We start from the raw sequence: 14,310 nt of genomic DNA on the forward strand, positions 1-14,310 counted from the left end.
GAGATTTTCCTCAATTCTAATATTCGTTGTGGAGCAAATCCCACCCGGTGCAGAGTGCTCAATATCACCCTATAGCCCACCGATGTAGTCAAAGTTCAAAGAAGTAGGGGGGAATAATTGCATGGAATCCATAAAACCAGGTGATATTGTAAAGCACAAGAAAGATAAATACCTAATCCACGGAGTAGTAAAGAAAATTGCTAAGAGCGGCGTAAGGGCCTTAGTTGATTGGGATCCAAAAGATAATCCGAAACTCTTATGGCGAATTTCCATTTTTTTATAATGAGGAGAAGTCAAAAGTCGGAACCAAAACGGGTCGGATTTTTTATTTGCTGGGGATAGAAGCTAAGAAACATGATATGGTGGATATTCGGAAGGTTGAGGAACTTGGAGCGTTCTGATTGTCCAAGTTGCAAGAATAACAATCTGGTTTTGAAATCATGTTAATTTACATGCACCCAATCTTCAGAATTTCGTTCTCACAGTAGGCCGGAAGCGTCTCCCCAGTTGTTTTCATGGAATGCCGGTTAACCAGGTGGCCTCACCCCGCACGGTTAGGCTATAATCAGAGGAATCAATGGGCCACGGGCTCCGTGGATTATTGTAGTTGGACTTTGTCCTTGGAGGTCGACAGCTATGAATGCTTCTTCCGCAGACCGTATCAAGATCTCGCCAGGTTTCTGGACTAGCCTCAGGGGAATAGGGGTAGAACCTATGGATGTAGCGCGCCAAGCACGTCTACCGCTAACCGTCATCACCGAACCGTTAGTCACGACCGCACAATATTATTCGATCTGGCAAGCCTATTCCGAACTAGTCGGAGACATCGCTACAGGAATCGTTAAGCTTGCGACCGCGTACGAGACAGCTCAGTATCCACCGGCTGCTTTGGCGACCTTTCACGCTCGCGACTACCGGGACGCGCTGAACCGAATGGCGCGCTATAAGCAAATGTGCCCTCCGGAAAACTTGAGGATTCAGGAAGAAGGCAAGCAATGCTCTATTGAACTGGAGTGGCAGCATGCCGAGCTTCCCGGACCGCAGGTGCTTGTCGGCATTACGCTCGCCTACCTGCTTGAGTTAGGGCGCCGGGGAACCGGCCGTCATCTGAAGGCACATTCCGTCGAATTCATAAACCCCATGGGCGACGTTCAAGCCCTTGAAAGTTTTTTCGGTTGCCGCGTTCGGATGGGGACGCTACGCAATCGGCTAATACTGAATAGCGATGATCTGGACCGCCCCTTCACGTCGTACAACGAAGAGCTTCTCGAGATTCTGACTCCCGCCTTGGATCGTACGCTGGAAGAACGACAGAACCAGCTCACCGTGAGCGCTAAGGTGCAGTGGATCTTAACCCGATGCCTAGCTCGAGGGCGAATCGACATTCAAACCGTAGCCTCCGAGTTGGGGATGAGCGAGCGCACCTTGCAGCGCAGGCTGACGGAAGAAGGCGCAAGCTTTAAGCAGTTGCTGGCGAAAACTAGGCGGGAGATGGCCGTCGCTTACTTGGCAGACCCCGCGCTGGAAGTCAAAGAGGTCGCATTTCTTGTCGGCTACGAGGACCAAAATTCGTTTTATCGCGCGTTCCGCTCATGGAAAGGGGATACTCCCACCAATTGGCGCGTCGCGCAAGAAAATTGACGCTCCGTGCTAGTTACCGGGTAGGCGAAACGATGTATCATGATCCCTATCCTAGACATAAGGAGTGCAGGCAGATGGATATGGGATTGAAGAATAAGACAGCTTTAGTAACGGGATCAACTAGAGGCATAGGAAAAGCGATTGCCCTTGAACTTGCCAGGGAAGGCGTTCATGTTCTCATAAATGGTCGGAACAACGATGACGTAGAGCGCACGGTGGCTGAGATCCAAGCGGCGTTCCCGGAAACGGAACCTCGAAATGCAACGGCCGATCTCGTCGATTCGATGCAAAGAGAAACTTTATTCGCAAATTTCCCCCACGTCGATATCCTCGTCAACAGCATGGGCATCTATGAGATCATGTCCTATGACGACGTAGACGATGCCGTATGGGAAAAGTACTTCCGCACGAACTTTCTCGCCGCCAACGACTTAACCAAGTTTTATTTGCCTTCCATGCTTAGTCGCGAATACGGCCGTATTATCTTCATCGCCAGTGAGGAAGCCGTCATGCCTTCCGGACAGATGCCTCAATACGGTGTGACCAAATCCATGCTGTTGTCATTGTCCAAGAGCTTGTCCAAGTTGACCCGCGGCACCGAAGTTACAGTGAACACGATCCTGCCGGGACCGACCCTCTCCGAAAACGTGCAGCAGATCATCGAGAGCATTTATTCGAACGAAGAGATGACCTTCGAGGATAAAGAGAAAGACTTTATGACGAAGAACCTGCCTCAATCCGAAATCCAACGGTTTATAAGACCTGTGGAGATCGGCCGATTGACTGCTTTCATTTGCAGCCCAATGACCTCCGCCTTCAAAGGATCCCCGATCCGCATAGATGGGGGAATGGTACCGACAATATTTTAATTTTTTGCTCTAACGGGGACGATAACGCAACGACAACAAGCGGCCGCTTGTTCCGCTAACGGGCAGTTTTGTTGATTGCATTTTGTTGAATACAAAAGAGAGGGGAATGCTTATTGCTACAAAGATACATTAGATCAGACCAGTATCAATTGGAAGAGTTTATGAAAATTATGTATGTTTCCAGAGGATATGTCTTTGATCCTGAAGGGTCGCATTCAGATATTAGAAGTATTGAACGGCTATATTTTGAAACGGGAGGCGGATTCTGGTTATTGAAGAAAGAACAGAGTGTTATTGGGACTATTGGTTTGAAGGGTATTGATTCTGAAAACAGAATTGGTGAAATAAAGAGGTTTTTCGTCTTACCTGAATATCAAGATAAGGGTTACGGTAAAAGCATGATGAGCCAAATAATAGAATTTGCAAGACAAGCTGGATTAATAAAGCTGAGGTTGGACACTGAGAAACAATCTTATAAAGCGATGTCTGTATTTCAAAGTTTTGGCTTTTATGAGATACCAAAATACAATGATAATGATATTGCTGAAATATTTATGGAATTATCCATTGTGACATAACGAATTTAATCAATATACGTTCAGCTAAAGTGAAACGAGAGTGCGGTGATGAACCGATCCATCGCCTATTTGCTTTGCAATAGTTGCTGCTCCAGTAACAGGCAGATTTCTTCAATGAAGTTATGCTAAGATAAGGATGTAAAAAATTTACTTTCCGAGGTATTTGCATGGAGTTTTCTAAAGGTGACTGGGTAACGGGATATTCTAAAGGTGTATTTCAGATCATAGAGATCCACCCTAGGTATGTTGATGAAACCACGCATTGTTTTAAAAAGGAGCTACTCGAAATTGGAGCCATCCTGCCAGATCCAATATTTGTTTTAAAGAAAGCATTTTCCTCAAATCTTCGGTTTTCCCTAGGATGGGAGTCTTGTGCTGCTTCATTCTGTAAGCATATTTCATATGATACTTACGAATATGTCACGAAATTTTTTCGTGATAATGAAAAACAGTATAAGAAGTTTGAGGATTATAAGATAGAGCGGATAAAATCAGCTTATAATTTGGGTGTTAATATTAATTATGAAAAGGAAAAAGACTCACTTCTTTCAGCTGTAAAGAACATTGATAAAGGGTTAACATTAAAAGAGATTCTGTCGCAAATAAATGATCTTGGGGGGATAATGAATCTCCCCCACAATGCTACTCTACAATTGATTAATTATGATTTTGAGTTAGATACAAATAAAAGGAAAATTTTTAGGGAAGCATTCATTTTTTAATTAGTTTTGATTGTTAACAAGCATGAGAGCTAGGGCGCAACAAACCAGGGAGCAGATAGCCTAAGGTAGCTGTCCCTGGTTTGTTAAAGTAATGGGTTCAATTAATTCACGAATCAATAAAGATATTTACACAAGAAAGAAACGATGGTGATTACGATTAAAATCCCTGAACTATCTTGGGAATGAAAAAATAAACAAGTTCTTCTTAGAGAATATTCATAACCTCACTATAAAAAGGGCTAATAATTTTGAAAGTCTAATTATCGAATTTAACAAAGATAATTTTGTTATTCCATTGGAATTACAAACCAAACCGATACTAAAGATTACGTGGGGGACATCATTGGAATTGCAAAGATAATGAAGATAAAAATAATAAGTAAGAAGGCGAATTATGAACCAAAATTAGTTAGACGCTGCAAAGGTTTTAGGTAAGGACCCATCCGAAAAAGTCGTTTGTCCTGAATGTGGGCATTTTTATTTACAAGTAAAGGACATTCAAAGTAATGTGAATCCATTGGACTTCGAAAGATATTTATCATGTCCTGATTGTAATGCACGAAGTATCCTGAAAATGAAACGCAATACCTTAAGTAATTGAACTAACGGGTACAAAAGTTCAATAGCAAGCTTAAAAAATGATATGGCTGATCCTAAACGTTACGATCCCCTCGCGAAGGCAGCGGATAACCGGACATCCGACAGGATGCTCCTCCCGCTGCCGTTGCGAGGTTTTTTTTGTATTGCCAAAAACAGGACAAGCCCGAAGCCCCGGACCCGTCCCGGCCATATGGTACAATGAAGGAACATACTCATACTCTGCCTGAGGCAGGTGACAACCATGAAATTCAAAGGGCTGACGGTTAAGGATTTGCTGAAGCTGCCCATTCTGAAGAACGCGAAGCTGGTCAGCGGGGATCAGGGGCTCGATCGCATCGTCCGCTACATCGACATTATGGAAGTGCCGGACGTGAAGGACTGGCTCCGCGAAGGCGAGCTTATTCTGACGACGGGCTATTCCATCCGCCATGATCCGAAGCTGCTTCTGGATCTGGTCGAGCAGCTGGCGCAGGCGGAGGCCGCGGCGCTCGGGATCAAGCCGGAACGGTTCATGACCGGGATTCCCCAGGAGGTGCTGGAGCTCAGCAGCCGGTACGAGGTGCCCATCATCGAGATCCCGAACGAAACGCCCTATATTGACATTACCTATACGGTCATGGAGCAGATTCTGGACAAGCAGGCGGCGCTGCTCCGGCGGTCCGAAGAGGTATACAAGACGCTCACGGCGCTGGTGCTGAACAACAGCGGCATTCAGGTAGTGGCGGATAATGTGGCCGAGCTGGTAAAATGCCCGATCTGGATCGTGGGCAGCGGCGGCGAGCTGCTCGTGTCCTCTCCGTCATCGGCCCCCTACGAGCCCTCTGCGGGAAGCCGCCAATGGGACGTCACGGTGGACAAGCGGTCGGTCGGCCGGCTGGTTGTGGGCAAGGAGGAGCTGGACGAGCTGGAGCTGGTCTGCATCGAGCAGGCCCGCCTCGTCTTCGCGCTGGAGCTCATGCGCCGCAAAACCGAGCACGACACCGAGCAGCGGCTGCGCGGCAGCTTCTTCGAGGAGCTGCTGATGGGCCTGCCGCTATCCCGCCAGGAGGTGGAGAACAAAGCGCGGCAGCTGGGCCTGCAGCCGGACTGGCTGTGGGAGGTGTGCATGATCGAGGGGGAAGACGGCGTCCTGGACGAGAGCAGCCCGCTGTTCGTGAAGGTGAGCGAGCTCGTTCACCAGGAGGCCGCCCGCCGGAAGGTCCGCTGCCACCTCCAGTTGCAGACGGGACGGCTTGTGCTGCTGCTGGCCACTGCCAAAGGAAGCCTAGACCGGAAGCCGGCACTAGGCAGGGAGCCCGCCAGGGAGTGGAGTGAGCTCCTAGGCCCGCTGCTGGAACAGGGCGGAAAGGTGTGCACCGGGTTCGGCGGCAAACGCCCTTTGGGGGAGGTCAACCGCAGCTACATCGAAGCGAAGAAAGCGATCACGCTCGGGGCCCGGTTGGACAAGGACCGGCACACCTTCACCTTCGACGAGGTGGAGATGTTCCACCTGCTTCTTGAATCCTCGGAATATGTCCAATTCGATCCGCTGCTCGAGAAGAAAATAGGGAAATTGTCCCTTTATGACAAAGAGAACGGAACCGACCTGATCACCACTTTTTATTATTACCTGGCCACCGGCGGCAGCCTGATCGAGACGGCCAACCGGATGTATGTGCACCGGAACTCGGTTAAATACCGGATCGACCGGATTAAGGAAATTCTGGACATCGACCTGGATAATGCGCTGAACCGGTTCGTTTATTATTTGTGCACGGCGTTTTATTTGCTGAAAAAGTCTGACTAAAATCCGACCTCTTGTGCTGCGAGCACAAGAGGTCTTTGTGCATTTTGGCGTCTCGACACATTGTTGACACATTTGGTGGCGGATACAATGAAAAAAACACTTTTTCCGTTTAGTCCATTACAACTGGAAAGGATGACAGGCCATGATCGGTTTGATTCGTGTGTTGACCACGTCGAATGAGGAAGTGCTGGAGCAGCACGGGAAGTTGATCTCGCGTCTGTATGGAGTGCCGGTTATCAGCCGGTGCATTCCGGATCAGCCGCTCGGCATTTACAACGACGAGACGGAAGCGGCCGCCGTTCCAAAGATTGTGGAGCTCGGCCAGAGCCTGGAAGCCCAAGGCTGCCGGGTTCTGGTGATCAGCTGCGCGGCGGACCCCGCCATCCGGGAGCTTCGCGAGAAGGTGGCGGTCCCCGTCATCGGAGCGGGTAGCGCGGCGTCGCACCTGGCGCTCGCCGTCGGCCGGAAGGTCGGCGTAATGGGCATTACCGACGGGGCGCCGGCCGTCATGCAGGAACTGCTCGGCGACAGGCTGGTGACCTACCTCCAGCCGGAGGAAGTCACGAACACGACCGACCTGATGACTCCGGCCGGAGGCGAGAAGGCGATTGCCGCCGCCCGCCGTCTGATGGAGCAGGGGGTGGAGGTCATCGTCTTCGCCTGCACGGGCTTCTCGACAATTGGCCTTGCCGATGTCCTGCGGCAGGAGCTGAACGTGCTCGTGATCGATGCGGTCGAGGCGGAAGGCCTGCTCGCCTCCGCCTTGTACAAGCAGCTGGAAAGGGAGAGGGCGGTTGTCTGATTCGGATTCCCGGGCCTATACACCGGCCCGTTCCTACACGCTCCTCTTCCTGTGCGTCTTCATTTGGTCGCTGAACTACCTTTCGCGTCAAATTCTGCTTAAGGAATTTTCGCCGTATTTTCTTTCGGCGCTGAGCCTGACGGTTATAGGCGTCGTCTTCCTCGTCTGGGCGCTTGCCACGAAGGCGGCGGTTCGGGTGAACCGGAAAGAGATGCTGTTCCTGCTCCTGTCGGCGTTGGTCGGGCTTATCGCCAACCAGCTTTTTCTGTACCAGGGCCTGAAACGGACGACGGCTACGAACGCCTCGCTTCTGTTCACCTTGGCGCCGCTCATCACGGCCGGCCTCGCCGCACTTTTTCTTAAGGAAAGGGTGACTTGGCGCATGATCGCGGGCAGCCTCGTGGCCATCGCAGGAATCTCCCAGGCGCTAGGGCTCACCGGCTTCCAGCTTCATTCGGGGGACTGGCTTATGCTAGGCGCGACGTTCACGTTCTCCTGCAACCTGATCTTCATCCGCATCCTGTCGAGGCGGCTCGCGCCCTTTATCGTCACCGTGTACAGCTTTGCGCTTAGCAGCCTGCTGTTCGACCCGTTCGTGCTGGCTTATGTTCCGATTGAATGGAAGCATTCCCTATGGATCTGGGGGCTTGCCTTGGGCTCCATCCTGATCGCGCAGGGGCTGACGAACGTGTGGTGGAACCAAAGCATGCAAACCGTCGGCGCCGCCAAGGCCGCGATCGTGCTGAACCTTCAGCCGATGATGACGATGCTGCTGGATCTGATTCTTTTCCGCCATGCGCTTTCCGCAGGCAAAGTAACCGGGGCGCTGCTCGTCTTCGCGGGCGTGATGCTGGGAACGTGGAACCGAGGGAGCGGGAAGAGGAAGCTTTAGGGAATGTTTACATGGTTACCTATACCGGCTTGGTTTAAAGGGCGGAGGGGACTGGCCATCCTTAAGAAAGAGAGAATCTCTCTAGGCGCACGAAAATGAAAAGGGAAGCAGAACAACACTTACGGCTAAGGCACTAGAGGAAACGGGGGATTATCTAATGAAAAACGATCCATTGCAGCAAGAGGAACAGGAAAAGAAGCACCCGAGTATCTTTGAACCGTTCGCCCTCCTTCTGAACATCGTGACGGCGGTGATCGGCGCCATCATCGGCATGCAGATCGTCACCACCCTCGGCGTCACGCCGAACACAGCGATTATCGGGGCGCTGGTCGCCATGCTGATCGCCCGCATCCCGGTTACCATATTCAAGAAATACAAATCCATTCACCGGCAAAACCTGGTGCAGACCTCGATTTCGTCGGCGACCTTCGGCGCGGCGAACTCCCTGCTCATTCCGATCGGCATTCCCTTCGCCATGGGGACGCCGGAGCTGATCGTGCCGATGCTCATCGGGGCCGCGCTTGCGATGTTCGTGGATGCCGGCCTCCTGTATAAGCTCTTCGACTCCAAACTGTTCCCGGCTTCCGGTACTTGGGCGCCAGGGGTGGCGACTGCGGAATCGATCCTCGCGGGGGACAAGGGAGGCAAGCGTGCCGGGCTTCTCGGGATCGGGACGGCCATCGGCCTCATCGGCTCCTGGTTCCACATTTCGATGTCGGCCTTCGGGGTGGCGTTTATTGGGAACATCTGGGCACTTACCATGTTCGGCATCGGCCTCATGATCCGCCAGTATTCCGTGCCGTGGTTCGACGTGGACGTCAATAAGCTGTATATCGCCCACGGCATTATGATCGGAGCGGGCATTGTCGCTTTGATTCAGGTGTCCATCCTGATCTTCCGGGGGCGGAAGAAGGACCCGGCTGCAGGCGAAGCCGCACGGAAACAAGAAGCAGCCGATGATGCCCGGCTTACGCGTCCGATTAACGAAGCAAAGCGCGCGCTTGGCCTCGGCTTCGTCGCTTACCTGGTTGTGGCCCTGGTCATTGCGCTTCTCGGCGGGCTGGTGACGAAGATGTCCCTCGGCATGCTGATCGGGTTCCTGTTCTTCGCCGCCTTCGCCGCCTTCATCCACGAGCTGATCGTGGGCATTGCGGCGATGCACTCCGGCTGGTTCCCGGCTTTTGCCGTCGCTTTCATCACGCTCTTGTTCGGCATGCTGGTCGGCTTCCCGCCGGTGGCGCTCGCTCTTCTGGCCGGCTTCAGCGCTTCCACCGGTCCGGCGTTCGCCGATATGGGCTATGACCTCAAGACGGGCCATATTCTGCGGGGCAACGGGGCCGACCGCGAGCACGAGCTGGCGGGACGGAAGCAGCAGTATATCACAGGCATGATCGCCTTCGGCGTGGCTCTCTTGACCGTAGTCGCCACCTACAATTCCTATTTCGCGCAAAATCTTGTGCCGCCGATCGACAAGGTGTATGTCTCGACCATTAAGGCGGGTGCTTCGCCGGATGTCGCCAAGCAGCTGCTGCTGTGGGCGATTCCAGGCGCGATCGTCCAGCTGATCGGCGGACCGAGCCGCCAGCTCGGGGTTCTGTTCGCCACCGGTCTGTTGATCCTTACGCCGAACGCCTGCTGGGCGGTGCTCGCCGGTATCGCGATCCGGCTCATCGTAACGGCCATCTGGAAGAAGGAAGCCGAGACGCCGATGAGCATCATGGCGGCCGGGTTTATCGCAGGGGATGCGCTTTACAGCTTCTTCAACTCGGTATTCAAGTTCAGAAAGTGAGGTAGATTCCCTGATGCCTAACCTAAAAATAGACCGCGAGATGGTGGAGTACGCGGTATATGGCGGAGCCGTGCTGGGCGGCGGCGGGGGAGGCTGGATTGAGGAAGGCCTCAAGCTCGGACGCCTGGCTCTGGAGGTCGGGCCGATCGAGCTCACCCCGATCGACTCGTTTGCGGACAGCGACCTGCTTGTGACCGTGTCCATGGTGGGCGCGCCCGCGGCCAAGGACCAGTATGTCATGCCGATCCACTATGCCCGGGCGCTGGAGCTGCTTTCGAAGCAGATCGGCAGGCCGATCCAGGGGCTCCATACCAATGAGAACGGAGCCGGTACCACCGTGAACGGATGGTTCCAGTCCGCCATCACCGGCATCCCGCTTGTGGACTTTGCCTGCAACGGACGGGCCCATCCGACGGGATCGATGGGTTCCCTGAACCTGTCCGAAGTGGAGGGGTATGTGTCCCACCAGGCGGGCGTGGGCGGCAAAGGCGCGAACTACTTAGAGCTGAGCCTGTCCGGCTCGCTCGAACGGTCCGCCACCCTCATCCGCAAGGCGTCCGTCGAGGCGGGCGGATTGGTGGCGGTCGCCCGCAACCCGGTCACCGCCGGCTACGCGAAGCAGAACGGCGCGCCGGGCGCGATCTCGCAGGCGATCCAAGTCGGCGAGGCGCTCCTGTCGCAGAAGGGCGAGGCCGCAATCGACGCCGTGGTCCGCCAGCTGGGCGGCAAGGTGGTCACGACCGGTACGGTCACGGACTTCCGGCTTGAAACGACTGGAGGATTCGATGTCGGAACCGTCGTGATCGACAACCAATATGAGATGACCTTCTGGAACGAGTACATGACGCTCGAGAAGGACGGTGAGCGCTATTCGACCTTCCCGGACCTGATCATGACGCTGGATGCCCGAACCGCCAAGCCGGTCATCACCGCCGCCATCGAGAAAGGCCAGCAGGTGGCCGTGATCACTGTAACGAAACACAATCTGCTGCTCAGCACCACCATGTACAACCAGAAGCTGCTGAAGCCGGTCGAGGACATCATCGGGAAACCGGTCCTTCCGTATCTGGCTTAAGCTCAACACAGGATGGAGGAAACAAAATGTCACTGAAGCACACCATGACGGTGCTGGAGGCGATGGACAGCGCCTATGTCAACGGAGACCAAATCAAGGAGCTGTTCGCCGCTTACCCGGGCGTATCTGTTACTGTAACCAAAGTGACGGGGAGCAAAGGAAGCACGGATTTCGTTAAGATCGTCATTCCGGGAACGGAAGGCAAAAGCCAAGGCGGCAGCGCGCCGACCCTCGGGATCGTCGGCCGCCTCGGCGGCATCGGCGCCCGCCCGAGCCGGATCGGCCTCGTCTCCGACGCCGACGGCGCGGTAGCGGCCGTCGCCGCCGCCTTGAAGCTGGCGGACATGCAGACGAAAGGCGACACCCTGACGGGCGACGTCATCGTCAGCACCCACATCTGCCCGGATGCGCCGACCCGGCCGCATGAGCCGGTCGACTTCATGGATTCGCCGGTCGATATTTTGACCATGAACAACCACGAAGTGACGCCGGAGATGGAAGCGATCCTGTCGATCGATACGACGAAGGGCAACCGCGTCATCAACCATAAGGGCATCGCCCTCTCCCCTACGGTCAAGGAGGGGTACATCCTCCGCATTAGCGAGGACCTCGTGCGGATAATGGAAATGGCCACAGGCGAGCTCGCCCGCACGTTCCCGGTCACGACGCAGGATATTACGCCTTACGGCAACGATTTGTATCACATCAACTCGATTTTGCAGCCTTGTGTAGCGACCGACGCTCCGGTTGTCGGACTTGCCGTTACGGCCCAATCGGCCGTGCCGGGCTGTGGCACCGGCGCCAGCCACGAGATCGACATCGCGGCCGCCGTACGGTTTGCGGTGGAAGTGGCCAAGGAGTTTACCGGCGGCGTTGCGCAGTTTTACGATAAGGAAGAGTTTGCGCTCATTACCAAGCTCTATGGCTCCATGAAAATTTTACAGACCGGCGGAGAAAACTCCCAGCGCGCTTAGCGCCGGGGGTTTCTTTGTCCGATTTCAAGAAAGGGAGGAAGGACGGATGGAACGGTTAGGGATGGTCACGATCGGCCAGGCTCCCCGCACGGATGTGGCGCCGATTCTGGAGCGGTACCTCGAGGGCCGCGCCGAGCTGGTTCAAGCCGGCGCGCTGGACGGTTGTACGAAAGAGGAGATCGACACGAAGCTTAAGCCGGAGCCCGGAGAATACGTTCTGACGTCCCGTTTAACGACGGGGGAATCCGCCGTCTTCTCGCGCGAGAAGATCCAGCCGATTCTGCAGAGGAAGATCCGGGAGCTGGAGGAGGCGGGAATCCATCAAATCCTGCTGCTCTGCACCGGCGTATTCCCGGGATTAAAGACGACAACGGCTCATCTCATCGAGCCGGACCACATTATCCCGCCTGCGGTCAAGGCGATGGCGGGCGGGCGACGTCTCGGCGTTCTGGTGCCGCTTCGGGAGCAGACGGACAGCCTGCTGCCGAAATACACCTCCGTCGGCTTGAATCCGGTGTTCGGCATCGCCTCGCCTTACCGGATCGAGGAAGGAGCCTATGAGAAGGCGGCGGAGAAGCTGAAGGACGAGGCCGACCTGATCCTGCTCGACTGCATGGGCTACACGGAGGAGGCGCGGGAACGGGTGCACCGCCTGAGCGGCAAACCGGTCGTTCTGTCCAATGCCCTGATGGCGAAGCTGGTCTCGGAAATGATTTAATAGGGATAGATGCCCCAAACTCTATAGGATGGGTGGAATACAGATGAAGGAACAGCTTGTGGAAGTCAGTGTGAAAATGCTGCAAAACTGTCTCGGCCTGCAGGCCGGCGAAACCTTCTTGATCGTAGCCGATGATGTCAAGAAGGAGCTGGCCGAATCCGTTTATGAGGCGGGAAAAAGACTGGGTGCGGAAGCCATGCTCGCCGTGATCCGGGAAAGGGAGCGCTCCGGCCAAGAGCCGCCGGCTCCCGTTGCCGCGGCGATGGCCGCATCGCAGGTCGTCCTATGCATCACCGAGCATTCGCTGACGCATACCCAGGCGCGTAAAGCGGCCGTTGCCGCAGGGGCCCGCCTGGCCACCATGCCGGGCATTACGGAGGATATGTTCCTCGAAGGCGCCATCGCGGCGGATTATGCCGAAGTCAAGGAACGGACGGAGCAGGTAACCGCGGTTTTGACGGAGGGCAAGCAGGTCCGCATTGAGAAGGGAGGCTACACCCTCACCTTCTCCATCGACGGAAGAAAAGGTGTGCCGAGCACGGGCGTGTACCGGAATCCCGGCGAATCCGGCAACCTGCCGTCCGGGGAAGGGTACATCGCTCCCGTGGAAGGCTCGGCCGAAGGCCAAATTCTTATCGACGGCTCGCTCGCGAACTACGGCAAGCTGGGGGAGCCGCTGCTATTGACCGTCGAGAAGGGCCGGATTGTCCGGGCCGAGGGCGAAGCGGCGGACTGGCTGCTCGGCGTGCTGGGCGAAGGCGAGGGCCGGCAGCTGGGGGAATTCGGCGTCGGGACCAACGACAAAGCCCGAATTACCGGCGTCGTGCTGGAGGACGAGAAGGTGTACGGCACGATTCACGTGGCCTTCGGCAGCAACAACACGTTCGGCGGAACCGTTTCGGCCGGCGTTCACATCGACGGAGTGGTGACGGCACCGGACGTCTTCCTTGATGAGCGGATCATCCTGGAGAACGGGAAGCTGACACTATGAGCGGGGAACCGGTCCGGAGCCGCTGGGAGCTTGAGGGGATCGAGCTTCCGGCTGGTGTTAAGAACGAGACGCTGAATGTTCTCGCGTCCCACGAATCGGTTCGGGGATTCCGGGACAAGCCGCTTCCGGAAGGGGCCTTGGAGGCCATTCTGACCTCGGCGAGAAGTGCGCCGACCTCTTCGAACCTGCAGGCGTACAGCATCCTCGTCGTTAAGGACGAACAGCGGAAGGCCCGCCTGGCGGAGCTTTCCGGCCGCCAGGGCTTTATTAGCGAAGCCCCGGTGTTCCTTGTGTTCTGTGCCGACATCTACCGGCTGAAGCACCTGACCGAGAGGCAGGGCTACCGGTTCGCGGCGGATACGCTGGAGATGTTCCTGCTCGCCTCCGTCGACGCAGCCTTGGCGCTGCAGAACGCGCTCGTTGCGGCGGAGTCCATGGGGCTGGCCGCTGTGCCGGTGGGCTCCATCCGCAACGACCCGGCCGCTGTCGCGCAGGAGCTGGACTTCCCGGCCGGCGTGTTTGCGCTCGCGGGTCTTGCCATCGGGCTCGAGCGGGAGGGCGTGCGGCGGGGCGTGAAGCCGCGGCTGCCAGCCCAAGTGACCGTGCACGAGGAACGTTACGATACCGCCTCCTTGGAGGAGGGGCTGGCCGAGTACGACCGGACGATGATGGCCCGCCGGACGTACGACGGCCGCCGGGTCTCGCTTGCCGGCGAGCCCGAGAAGGAAGGCGTGGAGTACGGCTGGACGGAGCATTCCGCCAGACGCTGCACGCGTCCGGAGACGATCGCGGCGTCGGCCAGCCTGCGGGACAATTTGAAGCAGACGGTGGAGAAGCTTGGTTTTACGATTCGCTAGACGGCGGTAGGGAAGG

General features: G+C 55.6%; 14 protein-coding genes. All 14 read left to right on the plus strand.

Annotated features, from left to right (window positions below; genetic code table 11):
• Positions 1-121: 121 nt before the first annotated feature.
• The 14 genes from MJA45_RS04120 to MJA45_RS04185 all read left to right on the plus strand — a co-directional run bounded on the left by MJA45_RS04120 (position 122) and on the right by MJA45_RS04185 (position 14,294).
• Entirely contained in the window at positions 122-283 is a 162-nt protein-coding gene (locus MJA45_RS04120) for a hypothetical protein (protein WP_315606023.1), read from the plus strand.
• Positions 284-636: 353 nt separating this feature from the next.
• Positions 637-1,641 carry an AraC family transcriptional regulator ligand-binding domain-containing protein gene (locus MJA45_RS04125; protein WP_315606024.1) on the plus strand — a complete coding sequence of 335 codons (1,005 nt, stop codon included), beginning with the start codon at positions 637-639 and terminating at the stop codon, positions 1,639-1,641.
• 74 nt (positions 1,642-1,715) lie between these two features.
• Positions 1,716-2,510, plus strand: coding sequence for an SDR family NAD(P)-dependent oxidoreductase (locus MJA45_RS04130; RefSeq protein ID WP_315606025.1), 795 nt, complete (start codon positions 1,716-1,718; stop codon positions 2,508-2,510).
• 149 nt (positions 2,511-2,659) lie between these two features.
• The gene (locus tag MJA45_RS04135; protein ID WP_407083139.1) at positions 2,660-3,088 is read left to right on the plus strand and encodes a GNAT family N-acetyltransferase; all 429 of its coding nucleotides are present in this window, start codon (positions 2,660-2,662) and stop codon (positions 3,086-3,088) included.
• 167 nt (positions 3,089-3,255) lie between these two features.
• A complete protein-coding gene (locus tag MJA45_RS04140) occupies positions 3,256-3,810 on the plus strand; it encodes a hypothetical protein (protein ID WP_315606027.1) in 555 nt (184 codons plus the stop codon).
• Positions 3,811-4,651: 841 nt separating this feature from the next.
• Complete coding sequence (locus MJA45_RS04145; protein WP_315607931.1) at positions 4,652-6,196, plus strand: PucR family transcriptional regulator; 1,545 nt, start codon at positions 4,652-4,654, stop codon at positions 6,194-6,196.
• A 142-nt stretch (positions 6,197-6,338) separates the two neighbouring features.
• On the plus strand, positions 6,339-6,998 hold the full coding sequence (locus MJA45_RS04150; RefSeq protein WP_315606028.1) for an aspartate/glutamate racemase family protein: 660 nt from the start codon (positions 6,339-6,341) through the stop codon (positions 6,996-6,998).
• The gene (locus tag MJA45_RS04155) at positions 6,991-7,890 is read left to right on the plus strand and encodes a DMT family transporter (protein ID WP_315606029.1); all 900 of its coding nucleotides are present in this window, start codon (positions 6,991-6,993) and stop codon (positions 7,888-7,890) included. Before MJA45_RS04150 ends, MJA45_RS04155 begins: the two co-directional genes overlap by 8 nt.
• 157 nt (positions 7,891-8,047) lie before the next feature.
• A complete protein-coding gene (locus MJA45_RS04160) occupies positions 8,048-9,679 on the plus strand; it encodes an OPT/YSL family transporter (RefSeq protein WP_315606030.1) in 1,632 nt (543 codons plus the stop codon).
• Between the two features lie 13 nt (positions 9,680-9,692).
• A complete protein-coding gene (locus MJA45_RS04165; RefSeq protein ID WP_315606031.1) occupies positions 9,693-10,754 on the plus strand; it encodes an S-methyl thiohydantoin desulfurase family protein in 1,062 nt (353 codons plus the stop codon).
• 26 nt (positions 10,755-10,780) lie between these two features.
• Positions 10,781-11,728 carry a DUF1177 domain-containing protein gene (locus MJA45_RS04170; RefSeq protein ID WP_315606032.1) on the plus strand — a complete coding sequence of 316 codons (948 nt, stop codon included), beginning with the start codon at positions 10,781-10,783 and terminating at the stop codon, positions 11,726-11,728.
• A gap of 46 nt (positions 11,729-11,774) precedes the next feature.
• Positions 11,775-12,446, plus strand: a complete 672-nt coding sequence (locus MJA45_RS04175; RefSeq protein WP_315606033.1) for an AroM family protein — start codon at positions 11,775-11,777, stop codon at positions 12,444-12,446.
• A 43-nt stretch (positions 12,447-12,489) separates the two neighbouring features.
• The gene (locus tag MJA45_RS04180; protein WP_315606034.1) at positions 12,490-13,437 is read left to right on the plus strand and encodes an aminopeptidase; all 948 of its coding nucleotides are present in this window, start codon (positions 12,490-12,492) and stop codon (positions 13,435-13,437) included.
• The gene (locus MJA45_RS04185; RefSeq protein ID WP_315606035.1) at positions 13,434-14,294 is read left to right on the plus strand and encodes an NADPH-dependent oxidoreductase; all 861 of its coding nucleotides are present in this window, start codon (positions 13,434-13,436) and stop codon (positions 14,292-14,294) included. Before MJA45_RS04180 ends, MJA45_RS04185 begins: the two co-directional genes overlap by 4 nt.
• Positions 14,295-14,310 lie beyond the last annotated feature (16 nt).

This window comes from Paenibacillus aurantius, assembly GCF_032268605.1.
In the GTDB taxonomy this organism is placed as follows: Bacteria; Bacillota; Bacilli; order Paenibacillales; family NBRC-103111; genus Paenibacillus_AO; species Paenibacillus_AO aurantius.